At 64.4% G+C, this 25,171-nt stretch carries 22 protein-coding genes and 1 pseudogene; 9 read left to right on the top strand and 14 right to left on the bottom strand.

Annotated features, from left to right (window positions below):
- From O7A61_RS19595 to O7A61_RS19620, 6 genes are all read right to left on the bottom strand, one after another.
- Window positions 1–616 (bottom strand): hypothetical protein (locus O7A61_RS19595; RefSeq protein WP_337131202.1); only part of this gene is annotated, 616 nt, incomplete at its 3' end.
- Window positions 617–898: 282 nt separating this feature from the next.
- A complete protein-coding gene (locus tag O7A61_RS19600; RefSeq protein WP_337131203.1) occupies window positions 899–1,660 on the bottom strand; it encodes an SDR family NAD(P)-dependent oxidoreductase in 762 nt (253 codons plus the stop codon).
- Between the two features lie 10 nt (window positions 1,661–1,670).
- The gene (locus tag O7A61_RS19605) at window positions 1,671–2,483 is read right to left on the bottom strand and encodes an ABC transporter permease (protein WP_337131204.1); all 813 of its coding nucleotides are present in this window, start codon (window positions 2,481–2,483) and stop codon (window positions 1,671–1,673) included.
- A complete protein-coding gene (locus tag O7A61_RS19610) occupies window positions 2,483–3,346 on the bottom strand; it encodes an ABC transporter permease (protein ID WP_337131205.1) in 864 nt (287 codons plus the stop codon). Before O7A61_RS19610 ends, O7A61_RS19605 begins: the two co-directional genes overlap by 1 nt.
- A 66-nt stretch (window positions 3,347–3,412) precedes the next feature.
- The gene (locus tag O7A61_RS19615) at window positions 3,413–4,576 is read right to left on the bottom strand and encodes an ABC transporter substrate-binding protein (RefSeq protein WP_337131206.1); all 1,164 of its coding nucleotides are present in this window, start codon (window positions 4,574–4,576) and stop codon (window positions 3,413–3,415) included.
- Complete coding sequence (locus O7A61_RS19620; RefSeq protein WP_337131207.1) at window positions 4,557–5,693, bottom strand: ABC transporter ATP-binding protein; 1,137 nt, start codon at window positions 5,691–5,693, stop codon at window positions 4,557–4,559. The genes O7A61_RS19615 and O7A61_RS19620 overlap by 20 nt, the downstream gene beginning before the upstream one ends.
- A gap of 119 nt (window positions 5,694–5,812) precedes the next feature.
- Here O7A61_RS19620 and O7A61_RS19625 point away from each other — a divergent pair, with 119 nt between their 5' ends.
- Window positions 5,813–6,625 carry a response regulator transcription factor gene (locus O7A61_RS19625; protein ID WP_337131208.1) on the top strand — a complete coding sequence of 271 codons (813 nt, stop codon included), beginning with the start codon at window positions 5,813–5,815 and terminating at the stop codon, window positions 6,623–6,625.
- 17 nt (window positions 6,626–6,642) lie between these two features.
- On the opposite strand, the gene O7A61_RS19630 is transcribed toward O7A61_RS19625, so the two are convergent.
- The 5 genes from O7A61_RS19630 to O7A61_RS19650 form a co-directional block, all read right to left on the bottom strand.
- Entirely contained in the window at window positions 6,643–8,724 is a 2,082-nt protein-coding gene (locus tag O7A61_RS19630; RefSeq protein WP_337131209.1) for a 3-hydroxyacyl-CoA dehydrogenase NAD-binding domain-containing protein, read from the bottom strand.
- Between the two features lie 118 nt (window positions 8,725–8,842).
- Window positions 8,843–9,790, bottom strand: a complete 948-nt coding sequence (locus tag O7A61_RS19635; RefSeq protein ID WP_337131210.1) for an ABC transporter permease — start codon at window positions 9,788–9,790, stop codon at window positions 8,843–8,845.
- A gap of 3 nt (window positions 9,791–9,793) precedes the next feature.
- Complete coding sequence (locus O7A61_RS19640) at window positions 9,794–10,759, bottom strand: ABC transporter permease (protein WP_337131221.1); 966 nt, start codon at window positions 10,757–10,759, stop codon at window positions 9,794–9,796.
- 16 nt (window positions 10,760–10,775) lie between these two features.
- Window positions 10,776–12,293 (bottom strand): sugar ABC transporter ATP-binding protein, encoded by a 1,518-nt coding sequence (locus tag O7A61_RS19645; RefSeq protein WP_337131211.1) that lies wholly within the window; start codon window positions 12,291–12,293, stop codon window positions 10,776–10,778.
- A gap of 49 nt (window positions 12,294–12,342) precedes the next feature.
- Entirely contained in the window at window positions 12,343–13,356 is a 1,014-nt protein-coding gene (locus O7A61_RS19650; protein WP_027144586.1) for an ABC transporter substrate-binding protein, read from the bottom strand.
- 209 nt (window positions 13,357–13,565) lie between these two features.
- On the opposite strand from O7A61_RS19650, the gene O7A61_RS19655 reads away from it, so the two are divergent.
- The 8 genes from O7A61_RS19655 to O7A61_RS19690 all read left to right on the top strand — a co-directional run bounded on the left by O7A61_RS19655 (window position 13,566) and on the right by O7A61_RS19690 (window position 22,837).
- Window positions 13,566–15,986, top strand: coding sequence for a glucan 1,4-alpha-glucosidase (locus O7A61_RS19655; RefSeq protein WP_337131212.1), 2,421 nt, complete (start codon window positions 13,566–13,568; stop codon window positions 15,984–15,986).
- Between the two features lie 48 nt (window positions 15,987–16,034).
- Window positions 16,035–17,051 (top strand): phosphogluconate dehydrogenase (NAD(+)-dependent, decarboxylating), encoded by a 1,017-nt coding sequence (gnd, locus tag O7A61_RS19660; protein WP_337131213.1) that lies wholly within the window; start codon window positions 16,035–16,037, stop codon window positions 17,049–17,051.
- Between the two features lie 22 nt (window positions 17,052–17,073).
- Window positions 17,074–18,450: a glucose-6-phosphate dehydrogenase gene (zwf, locus tag O7A61_RS19665; RefSeq protein ID WP_337131214.1), complete on the top strand. Its 1,377-nt coding sequence runs from the start codon at window positions 17,074–17,076 to the stop codon at window positions 18,448–18,450.
- 14 nt (window positions 18,451–18,464) lie between these two features.
- Window positions 18,465–19,169: an ROK family protein gene (locus O7A61_RS19670; RefSeq protein WP_337131215.1), complete on the top strand. Its 705-nt coding sequence runs from the start codon at window positions 18,465–18,467 to the stop codon at window positions 19,167–19,169.
- A 209-nt stretch (window positions 19,170–19,378) separates the two neighbouring features.
- Window positions 19,379–19,843 carry a MucR family transcriptional regulator gene (locus O7A61_RS19675; RefSeq protein ID WP_027144591.1) on the top strand — a complete coding sequence of 155 codons (465 nt, stop codon included), beginning with the start codon at window positions 19,379–19,381 and terminating at the stop codon, window positions 19,841–19,843.
- Window positions 19,844–20,053: 210 nt separating this feature from the next.
- Window positions 20,054–21,154: an aminotransferase class I/II-fold pyridoxal phosphate-dependent enzyme gene (locus O7A61_RS19680; RefSeq protein WP_337131216.1), complete on the top strand. Its 1,101-nt coding sequence runs from the start codon at window positions 20,054–20,056 to the stop codon at window positions 21,152–21,154.
- 159 nt (window positions 21,155–21,313) lie between these two features.
- A complete protein-coding gene (locus O7A61_RS19685) occupies window positions 21,314–22,552 on the top strand; it encodes an MFS transporter (RefSeq protein WP_337131217.1) in 1,239 nt (412 codons plus the stop codon).
- Window positions 22,553–22,567: 15 nt separating this feature from the next.
- A complete protein-coding gene (locus O7A61_RS19690; protein ID WP_337131218.1) occupies window positions 22,568–22,837 on the top strand; it encodes a hypothetical protein in 270 nt (89 codons plus the stop codon).
- Window positions 22,838–23,008: 171 nt separating this feature from the next.
- On the opposite strand, the gene O7A61_RS19695 is transcribed toward O7A61_RS19690, so the two are convergent.
- The 3 genes and pseudogenes from O7A61_RS19695 to O7A61_RS19705 form a co-directional block, all read right to left on the bottom strand.
- Window positions 23,009–23,725, bottom strand: a complete 717-nt coding sequence (locus O7A61_RS19695) for a glutamine amidotransferase (RefSeq protein WP_337131219.1) — start codon at window positions 23,723–23,725, stop codon at window positions 23,009–23,011.
- Between the two features lie 18 nt (window positions 23,726–23,743).
- Window positions 23,744–24,223, bottom strand: coding sequence for a tellurite resistance TerB family protein (locus tag O7A61_RS19700; protein WP_337131220.1), 480 nt, complete (start codon window positions 24,221–24,223; stop codon window positions 23,744–23,746).
- 36 nt (window positions 24,224–24,259) lie between these two features.
- Window positions 24,260–25,171: pseudogene (locus O7A61_RS19705) on the bottom strand (heme biosynthesis protein HemY); the annotation flags it as partial.

Here is a 25,171-nt window from a genome sequence, read left to right on the forward strand (position 1 = left end):
CGGCGACCACAGCCTGCTGAGCTGTGACATCGGCCTGCAAGGCCGATATCTGCCCAGGCAGGGCCGCCTGCTGTTCGGGTGTCATGGCGTCGATCTCGGCCTGCGACAGCGACGTCAGTGCGCTCAGCTGTGAATTCAGCGCATCCAGCTGGGCCTGGGCAGCGGCAGCCGTGGTGGCGGCCGCCGCAGCCGCGGCCTGTGCATTCTTGGCTTTCGCCGATTGCGTCACGAATGCCTGAATGGCACCGAACTTCTTGCTCTTGGAGTTCATATAGGCGTTGATGTTGCGCTGCAGCGAGTTCAGCCGGCCGAGTTTGGCGTGGATGTTCTTCTGCTTCGACGAGACTTCTGTATCGACCGTGGTGCTGGCCGTGATGTCCGTTTCCGTCTTGGCTGCCCGTCCCGGTGCCGACGACGACTTGCCGTGCGAAGCGCCGCTGTTGCCGCCACTATTCCCGTGGGTGCCGCTATTGCCGTTGCCCCCGCCATTGCCGTTGCCGTTGCCGCCGCCGTTGCCATTGCCGCCGCCATTGCCATGCCCATTGCCGGCGAGCGCCGGAGACGCCAGAAGCGCCAATGCGGCCAGCGCCGCGAACAGAGTTTTCCGGTTTGTCATGGTAATCTCCTCGGGAATCGCGTTCTCGCCCACCGCTGAACCATCTGCGTATGAGAAATCGCTAATTATCCCCGGTAAACTTTAAACAAATGCGGTCGCAATCCGAGAGCGGGCGCTACGCCGGAAACATAAGACACTGAAAAGCAAGGAAATTCACTGCCTTGACTCGCAATGGCACTGAAGTCCCATGCCAGCCAGACCTTGGTCTTGTGCCGTCCGGCGCCACGCGAAACCGCAGAAAAAAGGGGCTGAATAGTAGGTCGATAGATAAAAGCAGAGGTCTCAGCCGATACTTTCACCGCCGTCGATCACCAGCGCCTGGCCGGTCATGAAGGACGATCGGTCCGACACGAGAAACAGGATCGCTTCGGCGATCTCCTCGGCGCTCGCCCAGCGCCCCATCGGGATCTTGGTGCGGACATAGGTTTCGATCGCCGCGCGTCCGCCCATCTGGGCGATGAACGGTTCGTTGAAGGGCGTATCGACCCAGCCCGGGCAGAGTGCGTTGACGCGCACATTGTGCCGGGCATAGTCGAGCGACATCTGCCTGGTCATGGCCACCACAGCATGTTTCGACGTCGCATAGGCGATCATCTCGCGGTCGTAGAAGACGCCCGAATTCGAAGCCGTGTTGAGGATGACGCCGCCCCCTTGCGCGATCATCGACGGCATGACGATCCGGGCCGCGAGGAATTGCGCCCGCACATTGACCCGCCAGGAGGCATCCATGCCGTCGGTCTCGACCTCGGTCAGCGTGCCGCCGACCTGGATGCCGGCATGATTGTGCAGGATGTCGATGCGCCCATGCTTTTCCAGCGTACGGGTTATGAGTTGCTCAACAGCCGCGTCCTCGCCGACATCGGTGGCGATGGCCTCGGCCCGGCCGCCCATTGCCCGAATGCCTGAGGCCGTTGCCGCGCCGTTGGCCGCATCCCTGTCGGCGATGACGACCATGGCGCCTTCCCTGCCCATGATCATGGCGCCGGCACGTCCGATGCCGGAGCCGGCGCCGGTCACCACGGCAATGCGGTCTTTGAGGATCATGGAGCGGCTTTCAGTTTGATGGCTTGCGCTGGCGCAGCTGCCATTGGGCAAGCACCACGAGCAGGACGGAAGCGACGAGCACGATGGTCGCGATGGCGTTGATCTCCGGCGTCACGCCGCGCCGGATGGAGGCGAAGACATAGATCGGCAGCGTCGTCTGCGCGCCGGCGACGAAGAAGGCGACGATGAAATCGTCGAAGGAGAAGGTGAAGGCGAGCAGGAAACCGGCGACCACCGCCGGCATGATCTGCGGCAGGACGATCGAGCGGAACGTCGTCAGCGGCGTGGCGTAGAGGTCGCTCGACGCTTCGACCAGATTGCGGTCGAGGCTGCCCAGCCGCGTGCCGACGATCATCGTCACCAGCGCCATCGAGAACAGGCCATGCGCGGCGATGATCGAGCCGTAGCCGAGCGACAGGCGCGGCGGCTGGTCACCGGGCCAGACTGAGGCGAGGAACGGATTGACGACCGCGAACAGCTGGACAAGCGCGACCAGCGTCGAGATGCCGATGACGACGCCGGGAACAACGATCGCCGCGCCGAGCAATCCGTCGAAGACGGCGCGGGTTCTGGCATCGACACGCGCCAGGCCGAGGGCTGCCGCGGTGCCGAAAACCGCCGCCAGAAGGGCGCTGGTGGTGGCAATGAACAGGCTGTTCTTCAGCGCTTCGACCAGGAACGGATTGGACAGCGCCTTGCCATACCATTGCACGGAGAAGCCGGTGAACTCGCTGGCATGGTGGCCGGCATTGAAGGAGAACAGCACAACCAGAACGATCGGCAAATAGAGGAAGGCAAAGACGGCAATGACGAAGGCGCGCATCAGATCAGGTCCACCCTGCGGGCGCCCGAGACCCGGGTCGAGATGCGGTTGGCGGCAATCAGCACCACTACCGAAACCAGCACCAGCGTGATCGCGATGGCCGATCCGAATGGCCAATTGCGCGACTGCAGGAACAGATCGACCAGCGCGTTGCCGATGAAGAACACCTTGCCGCCGCCAAGCAGCGTCGGGATCAAATATTCGCCAAGCAGCAGGATCATGACCAGCGAGAAGCCGGTCATCACGCCGGGTAGCGATAGTTTCAGGGTCACGCCCAGAAAGGTCGATAATGGCGTCGCGCCGAGATCGGCCGAGGCTTCCAGCAGCCTCCGGTCGAGCCGCTCGAGGCTGACATAGATCGGCAGGATCATCAGCGGCAGATAGCCGTAGACGATGCCGAGCAGGACGGCGCCCGGCGTGTTGATCAGCCTGACATCCTCGATGCCTGCAAAGGCGAGCAGCGCCGGTATGCCGCGTCCGCCCAGAATGTACATCCAGGCATAGGTCCGCATCAAAAGGCTCGTCCAGAATGGAATGACGACCAGCGCGAGCAGGATCAGCCGCCAGCGCTGCGGCGCCTGCAAGGCAAGGTAATAGGCGACCGGATAGGCAACCAGCAGGCAGGCAAGCGCGCCCACCGGCGCCAGCACCATCGTGTTCCAGAACGCGGTCGCCCGCGCCGGAAGATTGGCGTATTGCGCCAGCGTGAAGGCCGCCTGATAGCCGCCCTCGGGCGCCCGCTCGCCGACGCTGAACACGGCGATGGCGACGAACGGCAGGACCAGGAACACCACCAGCCATACTGTCGCCGGCGCGAGCAGCAAGGCGGTCAGGAAATTATGCCGAAATCTGTTGCCGTGCATTTGAAAAACCGCCCCGGTACCGGCGGACATGGGCCCGCCGGTCGATTGTCTTTGTCCAGGCCAGTCTCAAGCCGATTTGAAGCGCGCCATCAGTTCGGCGCGGCCCGGATCGGTCAGCGTCGCCGCCGCGCCGAATTCGAGCGGCGTCAACAGGTCCGCCGCCGGATAGAGGATCGGATTGTCGAGCACCTCCTTGGGCAGCAGCTTATTGACGCGCGCATCGGTCGAAGGCGCGCCATTGGCCAGGTGCTCCTTCACCGCGACCTGCGGGTTCATCAGATAGTTGAGCAACGCATAGCCGGCGGGCTTGTTCGGCGCATCTTTCGGGATGGCATAGAAATCGGTCCAGATCTCGCCGCCTTCCTTGCCAAGCACATAGGCGATCTCGGGAATGTCGCGATGGAGCTGCGCGCCGTCATTGGTCCAGCACATCGTCATCCAGGCGTCGCCCGCGCGCATGCCCGGCTGGTAGTCGGACGAGACGGCGAACAGGTGCGGCTTGACCTTCAGCAGCAACTCCTCCGCCTTGGCGAGCTCGTCCTGTTTCAGCGAATTGAACGAATAGCCGTAATATTTCAGCGCATTGCCGATAGTCGTGAGCTGGTAGTCATGCACCATGGTGCGGCCGTCGCCCTCGGCCATGGCGGTATCCCAGAATTCCTTCCAGCTCGTCATCGGCTTGGTGAGCTTCTTGGTGTTGACGGCAAAACCCGTCGTGCCCCAGTTCTTCGGCACGGCGTAAATAGTGCCATCGATGGTACCCTCGGAGGTGAAGCGCGGATCTTCCTGGGTGCCGTCGAAATTCGGCAGCTTCGCCATCTCCAGCGCCTCGATGATGCCGAGCTTCTTGTAGGTCGAGATCGTATAGTTGGTCGGCACGAACAGGCTCCAGCCCGAGGCCCCGGCCTGCAGCTTGGCCAGCATCTCCTCGTTGGAGCCGAACACGTTGACCTCGACGGCGACGCCGGTGTCCTTCTTGAAGTTCTCGAAGGTCTGCGGGTCATGGTAGTTCGGCCAGGTGGCGATCGACATACGGTCGCCAAGGCTTTCGGCGGCGAAAGCCGGCGTCGGCATGATGCCGATCTCGCGCGCCATCACCGCCGTCGCGATGCCGAGGCCGGTGAGGCCGAGGAAGTCGCGGCGGCCGATTGAGCCACGCTTCAGGCGCATCAGTTGGTCGACGAAATTCTCGGGGCTTATCGGCAGTCCGTCACGATATGATTTCGACATGTTTGTTTACCCTCTGGTTGGTCCCGTTGTTCTTGGTTTCCGGAAACGCCAGCGGCGTTCCGGAGGCATAGCCGATGGCGACGGGTTCGCCCGGCTTGAAGAGATTGCCTTGGCCGATCAGGTGATCAGCCTTGGCGAGCAAAGTGCCGATGCCCTGGACCTCGATCGCGTATTCCGCCGTAGAGCCCAGGAAAATCCGGTTGCGGACGACGCCCTTGAGCGGACCGCTTGTCGGCGCACCAAGGCTGAGTGATTCAGGACGCAGGCTGACCGAGACGGCCTCGCCTTGCTGTAGGGCGGTGCGCTTGCGCGCCGCAATGACGGTGCCGTCCGCCAGCGCCACGCTGACAAGATCACCCGCATGCCCGGCAACCTTGCCGGCAAGAAGATTGGTCTTGCCGACGAAATCGGCGACGAACAGGTCGGCCGGCTCGTCATAGATCTCGCTCGGCTGGCCGAGCTGGACGATGCGCCCGCCATTCATGACGCAGACGAAATCGCTCATCGACAGCGCTTCCTCCTGGTCGTGGGTGACCAGCACGAAGGTGATGCCGATCTCGCGCTGCAGGTTCTGCAGCTCGATCTGCATGTCGGTGCGCAGCTTCTTGTCGAGCGCCGCCAGCGGCTCATCGAGCAACAACACCGCCGGCTTGTTGACCAGCGCGCGCGCCAGCGCGACACGCTGCTGCTGGCCGCCGGACAATTCGTGGATCTTGCGGCCACCATAGCCGGCGAGCCGCACCATTTCGAGCGCTTCGCCGGCCCGCCGGCCGATCTCGCGCGACGACAGCCGTGGTCTTGCCTGGCGCAGGCCATAGGAAACGTTGGCTTCCACGTCGAGATGCGGGAACAGCGCATATTGCTGGAACACCATGTTGACCGGCCGCCGGTAGGGCGGCGTGCCGGCCATGTCCTGGCCGCGGATGAACACCTGGCCTTCGCTCGGCTGCTCGAAGCCGCCGATCATGCGCAGGCAAGTCGTCTTGCCGCAGCCGGACGGTCCAAGCAGGGCAACGAAGGCGGAGGGTGGCACGGCAAGGTCGATGCCGCTGACCGCGGTCACCGCGCCATAGCGCTTGGTGACGCCGCGAAATTCGATGTCGGGCACTGCGGTCAAGGCTGCGGGCTCCAGCGACAGGACGATGTGATTTCAAGACGCTACCAGAGCCAATGGCAGCTAGTATATACCTCGCGGGTGGTATATCTGATCTATTTTCTCGTTTGAAGGGGTATGGATTGAGTGGATCCCGCAGCGACGAATACAGCCGGCTCGCCACCCTTGTCGCGGCGACGCGGGAGACGAGCGGCGACCTTTTCGGCCAGGCGATGGTCGACTGGCTGTGGCAGCATGTCGGCTTCGACCACTGCGTGATCTTCGGCTATCGCGGCGCCTCACGACCGCCGCTGCTGTTCGAGACGTTCACACCGGCCGAAAGCCATGTCTTCGTCGCGCTCTATCAGGAAGGCCCCTATCTGCTCGACCCGTTCCATCACGCGGCGGTCGAGCGCAAGGAAGGGTTCTGGCGCATGCGGGAACTCGCGCCAGATCGTTTCTACGCCAGCGAATATTTCCGCTCCTATTACAGCCAGACCAGGCTGGCCGAGGAAGTCGGCTTCTTCGTGCCGCTGCCGGGCAAGGACGCGCTGGTGCTGTCGCTGATGCGGCTCAGCGCTTCCGGCCCGTTCGGCACCGCCGATGCCAGGCTGCTGCGCGACATGGCGCCGGCGGTGATCAGCTTCATCAGATTGCGCTGGCCAACGCTTCCCGCCGACCAACCGGCAGAGGCGAAACAGGACGAGACAATCGCCGCGGTCAACGAGTTCGACCGCGCCCATATCTGGAAAAGCCTGTCGCTGACGCCGCGCGAAAAACACGTCGTCGATCTGGTGCTGCAGGGACACTCCACCGAGTCGATCGCCAGGGCCATGCGCATCGTGCCGGGAACCGTGAAGGTCCATCGCCGCAACATCTACCGCAAGCTCAAGATCAAGTCGCAGGCCGGCCTTTTCGCCCGCTTCGTCGAGATCATCGACGCGCGGATCCGATGATTCCCGCAGGCCGCTGACTACCCTCGGATCCCGGCTGTTGACCCGGTTTCCCAGGAGCCGGTCTCGGCCATCCGCTTGAGCAAAGGCGCTGGCTTGAAAACATCCTTGCCGGTCCGCTCGTGCCAATATTCGAGCCGCTCGACGATCCTGGCCCCGCCTTCCAGGCCGGCCCAGAACATCGGACCGCCCTTGCCGACGGGAAAGCCGTAGCCATTGACCCAGACGACGTCGATGTCGGAGGCGCGGGCAGCAATCCCTTCCTCCAGTATCTTCGCCCCCTCGTTGACCAGGGGATAGAGCGTGCGTTCGATGATCTCGTCGGCGCTGATCGTGCGCGGCGCGATGCCCTTCTCGGCGGCCTTGTCACGGATCAGCGCCTCGACCTCGGGATCGGGTACCGGCGTGCGCGAACCGTTCTCGTAGAGATAGAAGCCACGACCGCTTTTCTGGCCGAAACGGCCCTGTTCGCACAGCGTGTCGGCGATGACGGCCGTCAGGCCGCGCGCCTTGCGGTTGCGCCAGCCGATGTCGAGGCCGGCCAGGTCGCCCATCTGGAACGGCCCCATCGGCCAGCCGAAATCGATGAATGCCTTGTCGATCCGGTTGGGGATCGCGCCCTCCAGCAGCAGCGCTTCCAATTCCGAGCCACGCGCCGCCAGCATGCGGTTGCCGACGAAACCGTGGCAGACGCCGACGACGACAGCCACCTTGCCGATCCGCCTCGCCAGGTCGACCACGGTCGCCAGCGCATCCGGCGCGGTCTTTTCGGCGCGCACGATCTCCAGCAGCTTCATGACGTTGGCCGGCGAGAAGAAATGCAGCCCGAGCACATCCTGCCGCCGCGAGGTCGAGGCGGCGATCTCGTCGATGTCGAGATAGGAGGTGTTGGTGGCAAGGATAGCGCCCGGCCTGGCCACCGCGTCGAGCTTGCCGAAGATTTCTTTCTTGACTGCCATGTCCTCGAACGCCGCCTCGATAATCAGGTCGCAATCCGCGAGATCGGCATGGTCGATCGAGCCTTTGAACTGACCGAGCCGCTGCCGCTTGGCGTCTTCGCTCAAGGAGCGGCGCGCGACCGAGACGGCGTAATTCTTCTCGATCGTCGCCAGCCCCCGCTGCAACGCTTCCTGGCTGGTTTCCAGCAAGGTGACGGGAAAGCCGCCATTCGCGAAAGCCATGGCGATGCCGCCGCCCATCGTGCCGGCGCCGATAACGCCGACGCGGGCGATCCTGCGTTTGACGACATTGCCGGGAAGCTTGGCCGCCTCGCGTTCTGCGAAGAACAGATGCCGCTGCGCGCGCGACTGGTCGCTGGCGACGAGCTTGACGAACAGCGCCCGCTCCGCCGCCAGCGCCTCGTCGAAGGGCAGCGTGACGGCATTGCGCACCGCCTGCGCACAAGCGATCGGCGCTTCCAGGCCCCGCGCCTTCCCAGCCAAATCCGCCGCCTCGGCATCGAAGGCCGCCAGATCGGTTTCCCTAAGTCCCTCATCGCGATCACGCACCGGCGTGAACGGACCACCCTTGCGGGCCATTTCGCGGGCGAAATTCACGGCGTGGGTGGTCAGATCGCCCGCGAAGACGGCGTCGACCAGGCCGGCCCCGTGCGCCTCGTCCGCGCCGATCGGTGTGCCGGAAACGATCATCCTCAGGGCCTTCACGGCACCAACAAGACGCGGCAGCCGCACCGTGCCACCGCCGCCCGGCAGGAGGCCGAGCTTCACTTCGGGCAGGCCGAGTTTTGCGCCTTGATCGGCAACGCGGAAATGGCAGCCTAGCACCAGTTCCAGCCCGCCGCCGAACGCGGTGCCGTGAATGGCGGCCACCGTTGGCTTGGCGATGGCTTCGAGCGCCGCCACGATGGCACGCAGGTCAGGCTGCTGCACCGGCCTGCCGAATTCGGTTATGTCGGCGCCGGCAACGAAGGTCCGGCCGGCGCAGGCAATGACGATCGCCACGACCGATGCCTCCTCCTGCAAAGCGATCAGCGCCTGCATTAGTGGCTCGCGGACGTGAAAACTCAGCGCGTTGACTGGCGGATTGTCGATGGTGAGGATGGCGACGCCACCCTCATTCGCGACACTGACAGAACTGGACAAGCGGAGCCTCCGAGACCGACTGAGATCGCGGACCGGTTTACTAGGCCACGCCGCGAATGGGAACCGGCTGGTCCAATTGTTGGCCCGACAGGCTGCGGTCGCGCCCTAGACGTTGCAGTCAGCGCACCGCCTTCTCGCCACCCGCCGCCGTGATCACCCCAACGATGATCAGCCCCGTCAGCAGCAACCGCACGCCGGCGCTGACGCCGAATGTGTTGAGCATGGTGAGCAGCAGCACCAGGAACAGCGCCGCGCCCCAGACGCCGGGCACATTGGCCTTGCCGCCGGCCACCGACGTGCCGCCGATGACGACGACGGCGATCGAAGCGAGCAAATATTCGTTGCCGATATCGACATTGGCGCCGCGGAAATAGCCGGCGAGCAGCGCGCCGTCGATGCCGCCGAGCGCGCCTGACAGCGTGTAGGTGAGGAAGCGGATGCGCCCGACCTTGACGCCGGCGAGCCAGGCGGCGCGGATGTTCTGGCCGATCGCCAGCACCGAGCGGCCGTAGATCATGCGCTGCAAGGCGATGGCCGCACCGATGGTGAACAGCACGGTGAGGATCGCCAGCACGGGAATGCCGAGCACCTGCCAGTTGGTGAAATCGGCGAAGCCAGGCGGCGGCTTGATCTGCAGCCCGCGCCCATAGCTGATGTCGACCGACTGGATGATGAAGCTCGCCGACAGCGTCGCGATGATCGGCGGGATGCGCAGCGCCCAGATCAGCAGATAGTTGATGACGCCGATCGCGGCACCACAGGCAAGCGCCGCCAGCAGTCCGACCACGATCATGGCATCGCTGCCGCCCATCACCTTCATGGCAACCGCGCTTGCCAAGCCGATATTGGCCGGCAGCGACAGGTCGACATTGCCGGGCCCGAGCGTGATGACGAACATCTGGCCGACGCCGACGATGACGGTGAACACGGCAAGCGACAATGCGGCCGTGACCATGCCGCCGCCGCCATAGCCGCCGGTGAAGGCGATCGTCGCCAGCCACACCAGCAGCGCGCCGACAAACGACCAGATCCAGGGTCTTGTGAGCAGCGTTTTAAGCGATGCCATCGCTCACCTTTCCCTGCGGCTGATCAGCACCCGCGCCGCCAGCACGATGATCAGGATGGCGCCGTTGGCGGCCACCTGCCAGTCGGGCGGAATGTGCATGAAGGTGAGCAGCGGCGAGGCGGCCAGCGCCAGCGTCAGCGCGCCGATGACAGCACCGATCGGCGAGACCCGGCCGCCGACGAACTCGCCGCCGCCGAGGATGACGCCGGCGATGGCCAGCAGCGTGTAGCCATTGCCGATATTGGCATCCGCCGAGGTGGTGATGCCGATCAGCGCCATGCCCGACAGCACGCCGAAAACCCCGGCCAGCGCGAACAGCACGATCTTGGTCTTGAGCAGCGACCAGCCGGCGCGTCGCAATGCCGCCGGATTGCCGCCGGACCCGCGCAGGATTACGCCGTAGGAGGTGCGCATCAGGCCGAAATGCACGACCGCGGCGATCAGCAGCGCGGCGATGATCGGGAACGGAATGAAGGGCGGCTTGAAGGACATGATCGCCAGCAACCAGTCCGGCGCCTTGCCGCCGGGTTTGGGCAGGACGAGGATGGCCAGCCCCTGCCAGACGAAACTCATGCCGAGCGTCACCACGATCGAGGGCAGGTTGCGCATGTGGATCAGCGCGCCGAGCAGCGCATAAATGCCGATCGATCCGACGAGAATGAGGACGCCGACGAGCGGTGCGTCCTTCAGCCAGGTCGCGGTGACGCAGCCGACAAAGCCGACGAAAGTGCCGATCGAGAGGTCGAGCTCGTTGCCGGCGATGACGAACATCTGCGCGATCGTCGCCAGCGCGATCGGAATCGCCAGGTTCAGCATCAGGCTGAAGCCGAAATAGCTGATGGCGCGTGGGTTGAGCCAGGCGATTGCCGCCAACACCAGCGCCAGCGACAGCGCCGGCAACAGGCCGCGCAACAGCCGCGCCCGCGCCGCCGCATTGCGTGCCGCGGACCCCTTGAAGCCATTGTCCATTGGCGTCGCCGTCATTTCAGGCCGCATCGCCGAAGGAGGACTGGATGATCTTCTCTTCGGTCAGCTCGTCGCGCGTCAAATTGGCGACGATGCGGCCGTTCTTGAAGACATAGATGTGGTCGCAATTGTCGAGCTCTTCGGTTTCGGTCGTGTACCAGAGGAAGGTGCGGCCGCGGCCCGCCTCTTCGCGCACGAGGTCGTAGACCTCCAGCTTCGTGCCGATGTCGACGCCGCGCATCGGATCGTCCATCAGCACGATTTCGGCATCGGAGCCCAGTGCGCGGGCAAACAGGGCCTTCTGCTGGTTGCCGCCCGACAGCGAGAAGATGTTGTTGTTCATGTCAGGCGTGCGGATGCCGATCTTCTTCTTCCAGGCATCGGCGAGCTCCGCCTCGCGCCGCGGCGAGATCAGCAACCCGTTGCGCAGACGCGCCAGCGAGCGGATGCCGATATTCTGCGCAATCGACCATTGCGGGAAAATACCGTCCGACTGGCGGTCGCCCGCCACCAGCGCCACCGGCGCCGTGACCTCGATGCCGGCCCTGGCGCGTGCGGCGGCATTAAAGATCCGCAGCAGCAAGTCGGTCTGTCCGTGCCCGGCCAGCCCGGCAAGGCCGATGATCTCGCCCGCGCGGGCGACAAGGTCCTTGCCGTCAGTCTGCCCGGCGGGCCGCGCCCGGACGCGCAGCGGACTGGCGCCTGGCTTGGCGGCAGCCGCCTGTGCGGCGATCTTCTCGCGCGCCTCGGCTCCGCCCATCACCGTCACGAGCCGGTCGCGATCGAAGGCACCAGCCGCGTCCGACGCCACCACCTTGCCGTCGCGCATCACGACGATGCGGTCGGCGTTCCGCAACACTTCACCCAGCACGTGCGAGATCAGGATGCAGCTTTTGCCGCCGGCGACGAAGCGGCGCACGAAAGCCAGCAGCTGGCCGGCCGTGTGCGCGTCGAGCGACGAGGTCGGCTCGTCGAGGATGACCAGGTCGAGCCGGTCCTGTGTCACCGTGAAGGCGCGCGCCACCTCGACCATCTGGCGCCGGCCGATCGAGAGATCGCCGACAATGTCCCAGGCCGAGATGCCGTGGTCCGGGAAGATCTCGTCGAGCTTGGCGGCGATCAGCTCGGCCGCCCTGCGCCGCCAGCCGAAGCCGGAGAGCGAAGCATGATTGATGCGCGTGTTTTCGGCGACGCTGAGATTGGGACAGAGCGAGAGCTCCTGGAACACGCAGCGTATGCCGAGCTGCTGCGCTCGCGACACCGAGTAGTTCTCTTCGATGCCGCCATGCACCCCGATCGTCCCGCTGTCGGGCGTCGAGGTGCCGGCCACCATGTGCATCAGCGTCGACTTGCCGGCGCCGTTATGGCCGACGAGGCCGACGCATTCGCCGGGTCCGACATGGAAATCCACCCCGCCCAGCGCCCTGACGGCGCCGAAATGCTTTTCGGCACCGTCAAGTCTTACGATGAAAGTATTGGCGGCGCCGAATTGTTTTTCGGCGCCGCTCAGTCTGATGTCCGTATTGCCTGCAGCCATGCTCAACGATATCCGCTCAGTGATGCCCGCGGCAACGCGTGTGCGACTTTCACTTGATATTGGCTTTGATCGCCGCGATGGCATCTTCCTGCGTGTATTCGTGGGTGGCGACACCGCCCTCCTTGATCTTCGGCAGGGCCGCCTCGAAATCGTCCTGGGTGAAGGCGAGATACGGCACCAGCAGATCATGCGGGATGTCCTTGCGGCCATCGAGCACCTGCTGCGCCACCCAGAAGGCGAGCGTCGACACGCCAGGCGCGATCGAGGCCGACCAGGTCTGGTAGCCGTCCTTGTCCTTCTGTTCCTTCCACCACTTCAATTCGTCCTGCCGGTTGCCCATGATGATGGTCGGGCGCGGCTTGTTGGCGGCGGCGAAGGCTTGCGCGGCGCCATAGCCGTCGCCGCCCTGGTCGACGATGCCGACGATGTCGGGCAGCGACGGCAGGATGGTCGCCACCGCCTTCTGCGCCGTGGTCTGGTCCCAGTCACCGGTGACCGAGCCGACGATCTTGAACTCGGGATGGGCGGCAACACCCTCGAGGATACCGGCATGGATGGCGTCGTCGATCGAAGTGCCGGCCAGGCCTCGGATTTCAAGCAGATTGCCGCCCTTGGGCTGGAACTTGGCCATATGCTCGACTTCCTGCTTGCCCATGTCCTTGAAATCGACGACGACGCGGTAGGCGCAAGGCTCGGTCACGGTGCCGTCGAAGGAAACGACGGTGATGCCAGCGTCGCAGGCCTGCTTGATGGCGCCGTTGAGCGCATCCGGCGAGGCGGCGTTGATGACGATGGCGTCATAGCCCTGCAGGATCAGGTTCTGCACCTGGGCGGCCTGGGTCGGCACCTCCTTGTCGGCGGTGGTGAAGACATCGGCCGCGCCGACGATCTTGTCGTCGACCGCTTTCTTGGTGACGATGCCGTAGCTGTCGAGCATCGCCTGGCGCCACGAATTGCCGGCGTAATTGTTGGAGAACGCGATCTTCTTGCCGCTGGTGTCGGCCAAAGCCGTACCGGCTGCGAGCACCGCCGCAAGCGTGCTGAGAACCAATAGCTTCTTCATGTGATACTCCTCCCGTGAGTTGCTGGTCAGTGTGGTTGTCGACGATTTCGCGGTTGCGATCCTGTTTTTTATCTATTGTCAGACAAAAGTGCAGAAGGCCGGCGGGCTGTCAACCGCAATCCGATGTACGCCGGCGATCAACTTGCGGTGCGCTGATTGAAATGGCTCCGGTTGATGGCTAGGCATACGGGCCAGGAGAGCGAACAAGCATGACGCCGACTGTGCCACCGGGCGCACCGGGAATTCCCGCGCGCTGGACCTCTAGCGCCAAGAGCGGCGTCGGATCGGCGCTTTCGCCGTCCAGTCGCGTCTGGTTCACCATCAGCCACGGCATCCTGAACGAGGTGTACTATCCGCGCGTCGACAGCGCCTGCACGCGCGACCTCGGCCTGATCGTCACCGGCAGGGATGGATATTTCTCCGAGGAGAAGCGGAATGCCGCGCACGGCATCGAGCCGTTCGAGGACGGCGTGCCCGCCTACAGGCTGGCCAACACGGCCGATGACGGCGCCTACCGGATCGAGAAGCGCATTCTGGCCGATCCGGCGCGCCCGACCTTGCTGCAGGAGATCACCTTCAACCCGCTAAAGGGCTCCGTCGCCGACTACCGCGTCTACGCGCTTCTGGCGCCGCATCTGGTCAATGCCGGCATGGGCAACACCGCCTGGGTCGGCGAGTACCAGGGAAGGCCTGTCCTGTTTGCCTCGGGGCGCGGCACCTGCCTGGCGCTGGCATCGTCGCTGCCCTGGCGGGATTGTTCGGCCGGCTATGTCGGCTTCTCCGACGGTTGGCAGCAATTGAACCATGCCGGCAAGCTCGATCCGGCTTGGCGGCGCGCCGAGGACGGCAATGTAGCGCTGACCGGCGAGATCGGTTTCACCGCCGTCAACACAAAAGCCGTGTTGGCGTTGGGTTTTGGCGCGACTCCAGACGAAGCGGCCGAAAACGCCTTCGCCAGCCTGAAACGGGGTTTTGAACCGGGGGCGAAATCCTATGTCGAAAAATGGCGCAAATGGCAGGCGGGGCTCCTGCCACTGGACCGCGACCGGACGCCCGGGGTGCCGGGAGTAAACAGCTACCGCGTCTCCACCGCGATGCTGGCCACCCACCGGTCATCGGCCATGCCGGGCGCGGCGGTGGCCAGCCTGTCGATCCCATGGGGGTTCGACAAAGGTGACGACGATCTCGGCGGCTATCACCTGGTCTGGCCGCGCGACCTGGTCGAAACGGCGGGCGGCTATCTCGCCGCCGGCGATGCCGCTTCGGCACTGCAGATCCTGGAATACCTCCGCTCCATCCAACAGCCGGACGGCCATTGGCCGCAGAACGCCTGGCTCGACGGCTCCGCCTATTGGCCCGGCATCCAGATGGACGAATGCGCCTTCCCCATGCTGCTGGCCGATGCCCTGCATCGCGCTGGCCACCTGCCGACTGCCAGGCTCAGGGGCTTCCTGCCGATGATTGAGCGCGCGGCGTCATATGTCGTGCGCAATGGTCCCGTCACCGGCGAGGACCGCTGGGAAGAAGACGCCGGCTACAGCCCGTTCACGCTGGCCGTCGAGATTGCGGCGCTGCTTGCCGGCGCCGACCTGCTCGATGCCTGCGGCAAGCGGGACGCGGCAAGCTATCTGCGCGAGACCGCCGACTGCTGGAACGACCAGGTCGAGCGCTGGACCTATGTCACCGGCACCGCCATCTGCAGGGTCGTGGGCGTCGGCGGCTACTACGTCCGCATCGCGCCGCCCGACAGCGCCGATGCCGGCTCGCCGAAGGATGGCTATGTCCCGATCAAGAACCGGCCACCCGGCGACACGGAACGGCCGGTCGAAGAAATCGTCAGCCCGGACGCACTGGCCCTGGTGCGCTTTGGCCTAAGGGCCGCTGACGATCCGCGCATCGTCGACACCGTCAAGGCCATCGACGCGCAGTTGCGCTGCCAGCTGCCGCAAGGACCGCTCTGGTACCGCTACAACAGCGACGGCTATGGTGAACACGAGGATGGCTCGCCCTTCGACGGCACTGGCCAAGGCCGGCCGTGGCCGCTGCTCGCCGGCGAACGCGCCCATTACGAGCTGGCGGCTGGGCGCAAGGATAAGGCAGCCAGCCTGCTCGATGCGCTGGAACGGTCGGCCGGACCCGGCGGCCTGCTGCCCGAACAGGTCTGGGACGGCGCCGATATTCCTGAGCGCGAACTGTTGTATGGCAAGCCATCAGGCAGCGCCATGCCGCTGGTCTGGGCGCATTCAGAACATATCAAGCTGTTGCGCTCGCTGCGCGACGACGCCGTCTTCGACATGCCGCCGCAAGGCGTGAGGCGCTACGTCGAGGGCAACACCGTTTCAACATTCAGGACATGGCGCTTCAACAACAAGATCCGCGCGCTGCCGGCCGGCAAGACGCTGCGTATCGAATTGCTGGCAGCAGCCACTGTCCACTGGAGCACCGACAGTTGGGCAACCGCCCACGACAGCCAGACGGGGGAGAACGCTTTCGGCATCCACCTTGTCGATCTGCCCACGGCCAGCCTCCCCGGCGGAAGCACGCTGATCTTCACTTTTTTCTGGCCCGGAACCGGCGATTGGGAGAATGTCGACTTCACCGTCATGTCAGGCGTTCAGGACAGCCAGTAGATCCTTCCTCGACAAACCCAGCAAATCTCTAGGAAACAGGACGAAACCATGCAGATCGGAATGATGGGACTGGGCCGGATGGGCGCCAACATGGTGCGGCGCTTGATGCGCGACGGCCACGAATGCGTCGTCTACGACATTAATCCGGCCAGCGTCGCGGCGCTGGTGAGCGACGGCGCGTCCGGAGCAGCCTCGATGGCGGAATTCGTCGGCAAGCTCGCCAAGCCGCGCTGCGTCTGGCTGATGCTGCCGGCGGCGATCACCGGCAAGATCATCGATCAGGTCGCGGCGCTGATGGAGTCTGGCGACATCGTCATCGACGGCGGAAATTCCTATTATCACGACGCTGTCGATCAGGCCGCGAAACTGGCCGCCAAGGGCATCCACCTTGTCGATGTCGGCACCAGCGGCGGTGTCTGGGGCCTGGAACGCGGCTACTGCCTGATGATCGGCGGCCCCGACGTGGCGGTGCAGCACCTCGATTCGGTCTTTGCCACGCTGGCGCCTGGCGCCGATGCCGGCGCGCCCACCCCGGACAAGACCGCCGGCACCGCACCCTATGGCTACCTGCATTGCGGACCGAGCGGCGCCGGCCACTTCGTCAAGATGGTGCACAACGGCATCGAATATGGCGTCATGGCCGCCTATGCCGAAGGCATGAACATCCTGAAGTCGGCCAATGCCGGCAAGCGGCAGCGTATGGCGGACGCCGAGACCAGCCCGCTGGAAAACCCGCAATACTACCAGTTCGACGTCGACCTGCCGCAGGTAGCCGAGGTCTGGCGACATGGCAGCGTCATCGGCTCCTGGCTGCTCGATCTCACCGCCGGCGCGCTGAAGAGCGATCCGGGTCTGGCGCAATTCGGCGGCCGGGTCTCGGATTCCGGCGAGGGACGCTGGACGCTGAAGGCGGCGATCGACACCGGCGTGCCGGCGCCGGTGCTGTCCTCGGCCCTGTTCGATCGTTTCTCCTCGCAAGGAGAATCCGAATTCGCCGACAAGCTGTTGTCCGCCATGCGTTATGCCTTCGGCGGTCACATCGAAAAGCCGAAGGACGGCAAGTGACGGCGGCAGGGGAGACGCAGGCATGAGCCAGGAACGGTCCGACACGCTGGTGCTCTTCGGAGCGACCGGCGATCTCGCCCACAAGAAGATATTTCCAGCGCTTTACCAGATGGTCGCCAAGGGCACGCTTACCGAACCGGTGATCGGCGTCGCCTTCGATGCCTGGGACTTGAGGCAATTGCAGGACCGGGCTCGCGACGGCATCGTCAGCGCGCTCGGTGCTATCGACGAGAAGGTGTTCGCCAAGCTGGCGTCGCTGCTGCGCTATGTCAGCGGCGACTATCGCGATCCGGCCACCTTCGAGAAGCTGAAGAAGGCACTCGGCAGCGCCCAGCGGCCGCTGCACTACATGGCGGTGCCGCCGTCCATGTTCGAGACTGTCGTGCAAGGCCTGGAGCAATCAGGCACCGCGCATGGCGCGCGGCTGATGGTGGAAAAGCCCTTCGGCCACGATCTGCAGTCGGCGCGCTGGCTGAACCGCGTGCTGCACCTGGTGTTCGACGAACAGTCGATCTTCCGCATCGACCACTATCTCGGCAAGGAAGCGATCCAGAACCTGCTCTATTTCCGCTTCGCCAACGCCCTGCTCGAGCCGATCTGGAACCGCAATTACGTCGAGAGCGTGCAGATCACCATGGCCGAGGATTTCGGCGTCGAAGGCCGTGGCCGCTTCTACGACGATGTCGGCGCTATCCGCGATGTCATCGAGAACCATCTGCTCAACATCCTGCTGCTCCTGGCCATGGAGCCGCCGGTCGGCCGCTCCGCCGACGACCTGATCGACGAGAAGGTGCAGGTGCTGCGCGCCATCCGGACATTGACGAAAGACGATGTCGTGCGCGGCCAGTTCACCGGCTATCTCGCCGAGCCCGGCGTGGCGCCGAACTCGCCGGTCGAGACCTTCGCGGCGGTGCGCTTCTTCGTCGACACCTGGCGCTGGCAGGACGTGCCGTTCTTCATCCGCGCCGGCAAGAACATGCCGGTGCATGTCACCGAGGTGGTGGTGCGGCTGAAGCGGCCGCCGCTCGACGTCTTCGATCCGATCAAGCCCACCGACCAGAATTACGTCCGTTTTCGCATCGACCCGCAGGTGACGATCGCCATCGGTGCCCAGCGCAAGGCGCCCGGCGACGACATGACCGGCGAGCAGGTGGAACTGACCGCGCTTGACGATTCGAAGGGCGACATGCCGCCCTATGAACGGCTGATCGGCGACGCCATGAACGGCAACGGCCAGCTCTTCACCCGCCAGGACGCCGCCGAACTGGCCTGGCGCATCGTCGGTCCGGTGCTCGGCGACACCACGCCGCCGCATCTTTACGAGCCGAAGACGTGGGGACCGGCGGACGCCATGGCCGGCTTCGGGCCGCCCAATGGCTGGATTGATCCGGTGGCATGAACGGAGAGGACAGGATGGCCAAGGCGGTGAAGGAGGCGGCGTCGGACACCGGGAAGATAGTGCTGGCGATCGACATTGGCGGGTCGCACGTCAAGATCCTGACCAGCGACGGCGGCACCGAGCGCCGGGCGGATTCCGGGCCTGACCTGACGCCACGGCAGATGATCGGCAAGGTGAAGAAGCTCGCCGAGGGCCTGTCCTATGACGTCATCTCGATGGGTTATCCGGGCCCTGTGCGTCACAACAAGCCGGTGCTTGACCCCATGAATCTCGGCAGGGGCTGGGCCGGCTTCGATTTCGCCGCTGAGTTCGGCAAGCCGGTCAAGGTGGTCAATGATGCGCTGATGCAGGCCCTCGGCAGCTATGAGGGCGGGCGCATGCTGTTCCTGGGCCTCGGAACCGGCCTCGGCGCGGCGATGGTCCTCGACAATGTCGGCCAGCCGATGGAACTCGCCCATCTCCCCTACAGAAAAGGCCAGAGTTTCGAGGACTATGTCGGCGAACGCGGCCTGGTAAAGCGCGGCAAGAAGAAGTGGCGCGGCTATGTCTTCGACGTCGTCAACCGGCTGCGCGCCGCCCTGCAGCCAGACTATGTCGTCATCGGCGGCGGCAATGTCGACAAGCTCGACGAATTGCCCCCCAACTCCAGGCGCGGTGACAACACACGCGCTTTCGAGGGCGGATTTCGTCTGTGGCGCGACAAGGCCCTGATCGTCTGATATTATTACAGTTTAGTATAGTTGTTCAAAATGGCGTGTGATGTCGCGCCGATAGATTGCATTGTGCAGATTTGCCGACTAGGAAGTCAGCCCCACTACATCGCGTCGCGCGCGACGCACAAAGACGACGCACTTTAATTTTGCGCATCATCCTTTTTGAAAACGGCCCCATTTTCGAGGTCATGCGCCCATGGATGGAGGAAAATAGATTGACCGACGAAAACAGCCACGCCAGCAAAACCCTCGACCTTCTCGAACTGACGGCCCATATTGTATCGGCCTATGTCGAGAAGAACCGCCTGCCTGCGTCCGGCCTTCCCGAACTGATCGCCAGCGTCAGCGCCTCGATCAGCGGGCTCGGCCAGCCGGTCGCTCCGGTGGCGGCACCGCTGGTCCCCGCCGTCAACCCGAAGAAGTCGGTGACCCCGGATTTCATCATCTGCCTCGAGGACGGCAAGAAGTTCAAATCGCTGAAGCGTCATATCGGCGTGCATTTCGGCCTGACGCCGGACGCCTACCGCGCCAAATGGGGCTTGCCGTCGGACTATCCGATGGTCGCACCCAACTACGCCGCTTCGCGCTCGGAACTGGCGAAGTCGATCGGGCTCGGCCGCAAGGCCGTCGCGCCGGCGCCTGCCAAGTCGAAGGGAAGGAAGGCCAAGGTTTCGGCCTGAGCGGTTTCATCTGAGCCAATGTTTTGTCTGAAGCCTGCCGGCGATTCCGCCTTGGCAGGCTTCATGCTTTTGTGGCTTGGATGAACCAAACAATCTTTGAGCAATTCCAGGAAAAGTGTGAAACGGTTTTCCGTCCGGAATTGCGTCTAGACAAAGGGGATGGAGCTCTTGCCGTTTCCGTGAAACGGTGAACCGCTCCGGGGGGAAGCGATGAACTACACCAGGATGGTGATCGAGAGAGAAGCCCCGGAGGAGTACGGCTATGAGCGTATCCGCTACAATCTCTCCGAAAGCTCGATTGCCGACCAGAAGCTCTCCGACATCGGCCTCTCGCTGCCCGACCTGACGCTCTTTTACGGCGAGCACCGCGGCGACAAGGCGTTGCGCGACCTGATCGCCGCGCAGGATGCCGGCATCGCGCCTGACGATGTGCTGGTCACAGCGGGTGCCGCCGGCGCGCTGTTCATCATCTCGACCTCGCTGCTGTCGGCAAGCGATCACCTCGTCGTCATCAGGCCCAACTACGCCACCAACATTGAAACCCCGAGGGCGATCGGCTGCGCCATCAGCTTCGTCGACCTGGCATTCGAGGAAGGCTTTGCCATCGACGTCGAGCGCATCAAGGCAGCGATGCGGCCGAACACCCGGCTGATCAGCGTTACTTGCCCGCACAACCCGACCGGGACCATGATGAGCCGCGCCGATCTCGACGCGCTGGTCGCGCTCGCCGAGGCCAGTGGCTGTCATTTGCTGGTCGACGAAACCTACCGCGATCTTTCCTATGACAAGCGCCTGCCAGCGGCGGCCTCCCTGAGCAAAAAGGCCATCAGCGTCTCGTCGCTGTCAAAAGCCTTCGGCATTCCCGGCATCCGCATCGGCTGGCTGATCACCAGGGATGCAGCCCTCCAGGAAAAATTCCTCGCCGCCAAGGAGCAGATCGGCATCTGCGGCAGCGTCATCGACGAAGGCATTGCGCGTGGCATGCTGGATCGCCGGGACACGTTTCTGGCAAAGCTGCTTCCCGAAATGGCCAAGCGCCGCGACATCGTCCAGGCCTGGATCGACCGCGAGCCGCTGGTCGACTGGGTGCGGCCCGAGGGCGGTGTCGTCGGTTTCCCGCGCCTCGATGTCGAGTCCGGCTTCGACCTCGACCGGTTCTATATCAGGCTGCTGGAAGACCACGGCACCTATGTCGGGCCCGGCCATTGGTTCGAGATGGAAAAGCGCTTCTTCCGCATCGGCTTCGGCTGGCCGACGGAGGCCCAATTGAGAGGCGGATTGAACGCGATTTCGGCCGCGCTACGGCAGTAACTTCCGCGTGCGATCGACGACGCGGATCGAAAGTCTCTTGCTCCAAGCCTGTTTTTGACGCATATCCGCGCCGAATTTTCCCAGTTCCATTGGCCGGAACAGCGCCCATCCGGGAAGTGCCCCGCCAGCCGATGCCAAAGCAACCGGGGCCCTACCTTCATGATACCTGAACAAACTTTACCGGAGCAGCGTTACGCCGCTTTCCGGCACAAAGCCTTCCTCAGCTATTGGACGGCGCGCTTTCTCACCACCTTCGCGACCATGATCGTTTCCGTCGCCGTCGGCTGGCAGATCTATGACCTGACGCGCGATCCGTTCGATCTCGGCATTGTCGGCATCGTCCAGTTCCTGCCTTCGCTGTTGCTGGTGCTGGTCACTGGCGTCGTCGCCGACCGCTTCGGTCGCCGGCTGATCATGGCGCTGGCAACGGTGGTCGAGGCAGCCTGTGCGCTCGTTCTCCTGTACTTCACGCTGCGCGGCCTCGTCAGTCCGCTGCCGATCTTCGTCGTTCTGGCGCTATTCGGCATGGCGCGCGCCTTTTACGGACCGGCCTCGTCGTCGCTGTTCGCCAATCTGGTGCCGCCGGAAGATTTCGGCAATGCGATTGCCTGGAACTCCTCCGCCTGGCAGACGGCCACGATTGTCGGTCCGGTCGCCGGCGGCCTGCTCTATGGCGTCTCGGCCGAAGCCGCATACGCCGTCGCCGCTGTGCTGATGCTGGTGGCCGGTCTGCTGATCTTCACCATTCCCAAACCCGCCCAGCAAAGCGCCACCGACAAGCCGACGATGGAGACGCTATTTGCCGGCTTCCGCTACATCTGGAGCGAGAAGATCGTGCTCGGCGCCATCTCGCTCGATCTGTTCGCAGTGCTTTTGTCCGGCGCCTCGGCACTGCTGCCGGTCTATGCGCGCGACATTCTGCAACTCGGCCCATGGGGCCTCGGCCTGCTGCGCTCGGCGCCCAGTGTCGGCGCCATCTGCGTCGCGGTATGGCTCGCCGGCCACCCGCTCCGCAACCACGCCGGCATCATCATGCTCGGCTCCGCGGCGGCGTTCGGCGCTTTCACCGTGCTGTTTGGCCTGTCGACCCTCACCTGGCTGTCGATCGCGGCGCTCGTCTTCCTCGGCGCCACCGACATGTTCAGCGTCTATATCAGGGAGACGCTGATCCAGCTGTGGACGCCCGACGAAGTGCGCGGCCGCGTCAACGCCGTCAACCAGGTCTTCGTCGGTGCCTCCAACGAGGTCGGCGAATTCCGTGCCGGCACCATGGCGGCGCTGATCGGCACGGTTCCGGCGGTCGTCATCGGCGGCGTCGGCGCCGTCGCGGTTGCCGGCCTGTGGGCCTATCTGTTCCCGGCGCTGCGCAAGGTGCGGCACCTCAAAGGACGAAACTGACGGGGCAACGAATCTATGCTAAGCCGCCGCCGAACCAACGAAAGGACGACACCTGTGAGCGAACCCACCGTGGCCGAGGCAACCGAAAGTATCTATGCGTCGCTTCGGGCGGACAATGCCGACATCGACGCACATATCGCGACGCTCAAGGCAGCGCTGGCACGAGAGGGGATAAAACAGGCGGTATTCGATCCCACTAAATTGGCGCAGAGCAACCGCTCGGGCCGCAAGTTGATGCAGGCTTATTTTCGGCAGCGCGGCGTGAGCGTGAGCTTTTCGGACTAGAGCGGTTCAGTGTTTGTTGGAATCGCCGAACCGCTCTAACTCTTTGTTTTCACGCAATTCCGGACGGAAAACCGCTACGCACTTTTCCTGGAATTTGCTCTAGTTTTCACGCGCCGAAAGCCGCCGGTCGGAAGTCGGCCGGATTTGGCCCTTCAGAGCACCGGTTCGGCTCTACCGCGCCACCGGTCCGCCAAAAATCATGCGCAAGAACTCGTCCAGCCAGCGCCTCAAATGCATGTCCCAGATCAGCCGGCCGCCGAGATGGTCGCGGCCGGGCTGGGCGCCGGGCAGTTCGAAGCGATGGGCGCCGCGCACCACCCAGCGCTGCATTATCACCCGGGTCAGTTCGCCATGGAACTGGATGCCCCAGGCATTGTCGCAGTAGCGGAACGCCTGGTTGGGATAGGTCTCGTTCGTGGCCAGCAGCATCGCGTCGCTCGGCAGCGAAAAGCCCTCGCGATGGAACTGGTAAACCATTTCGGGCCAGTGCATCAGTTTCTTGCCGGGCTCGGTCGCCTTCAGCGGATACCAGCCGATCTCGACCAGCCCTTCGCCGTGGCCCTCGACCTTGCCGCCGAGATGATTGGCCAGCATCTGCGCGCCAAGACAGATGCCGAGCAGCGGCCGGTTTTCCCTGAGCGGAATTTCCAGCCAGTTGGTCTCGCGGCGGACGAATTCGTCCTCGTCATTGGCGCTCATCGGCCCGCCGAACACCACCGCGCCGGCATGACCATCCAGTGTTTCGGGCAAGGCGTCGCCGAGCGGCGGGCGGCGGATGTCGAGATCGAAGCCTTCTTCCAGCAACATGTGGCCGACGCGCCCGGGGCTCGAATTCTCCTGATGCAGCACGATCAGAATTTTTGGCTTCGGGCTCGTTCTGGGCGGCATCGTTGGGCGAGATCCGGTCTATTCGTCGCTTGACGTCCCACGGGCGCCCGGTACCTCGGCCGCGGCCTTGCCGCGCGTCTCGATCCGGTCGTGGCGCTCGACGCCGATCAGCTCGGCGACCCGCCACACCGTATTGTCCTCGAGCTCATGCAGTTCGCCATCGGCATAGACGATCTCCCACATCAGGCCGATGAAGGCCTTGCGCCCCTCCGCGTCGAGATGGCGCTTGAGCACGCTGGTGAAGGCGTAGAGGTCGATCGCCTCGTTGTCGGCGCGCTCGCCTGCGGCGGCCAGCGCTTCGAGTTCGGCACCGTTGATCGAATAGCTCTGCGCCAGCACCGCCTTGAACCGCTCCCACTCGACATCCTGGCGAACGCCGTCGGCATTCATCACATGGTAGAGCAGCGCCGAAGCCGCGACGCGCGGGTCGTCCGTGCTGGTGTGGCTGGCGGAGCCAGCCGGCAAATCCCTGAGAAACGACAGAACGCGCTCGAACATCAATTCATTCCCAAACGGCCCGATGGCCGGCCCAAATCAAAACAGCCGGAACCGGCGTGGCGATTTTTCCGCCTCGTCGTCCGGATCGACGCCTGGATCGTCCGGCAGGCGCGCCAGTTCTTCCGCCGGCTCGACGGCCTCGGCATCGGCCGGCACCGCGGCAAAGGCGGCTGCCGTGACCGGGGTGACATGATCCTCGCGGCTTTCGGCGTCCTTGCCCGTCGCCTCGTTGCCCGAGGCGGCATGATCGATCACGTCGACCGGCTTTTCCGGCCTCGCCGCGGCCTCAATGGCCACTACCGGGGCATCCGGCTCATCGCGGCTGTCGATCAGTTGGCCAAGCCGCTCCATCGGCGCGCGCCATTCGAAGGCGTCGAGACGGCCGGTAACCGGCGATACCGGCGCCCAGCGCTCGGAGACGACGCCGTCGGCCACCCAGGCCGGATCGCGCGGCGCCCGAACCGCCTTGGAGAGAAGCTGCCGCACCTTGCCCTGATCGCCGGTCTCGGCCTCCTCGATATCGGCAAGGAGCAGATAGGCACCCTCGCGGCGATCCATGCGGATCGCGGCTTCGGCCTCGCGCCTGGCGGTCGACAAATCCTGCGCGTCGAGCGCGGCACGCGCCACGGTCATCGACGATTCGGCGTGGTTCTTCTTCATCTCCTGCAGCTTCTTTGCCCGGTTGAGCCGATCAAACACGGCGTCACCCGGCCTTGCATGGGTATAGAGCTCCGCGATTTCGGGATGCGGCTCGGCCTTCCATGCTGCTTCGAGGATCTTCGAGCCCTTGCGTACGTCGTTCTGCTTGAACAGCGCCGCGGCGGCGGCAACGGCGGCGGGGGCGAAATCCGGCTGCAGTCTGTTCGCCTCGATCGCCGCTGTCCTGGCAGCCGCGGGATCGCTATCGGCGAGCGACTGCGCCTTGGCGGTCAACAGCACGGCGCGGCG

The organism is Mesorhizobium sp. Cs1321R2N1 (genome assembly GCF_037179725.1).
Lineage (GTDB): Bacteria > Pseudomonadota > Alphaproteobacteria > Rhizobiales > Rhizobiaceae > Mesorhizobium > Mesorhizobium salmacidum.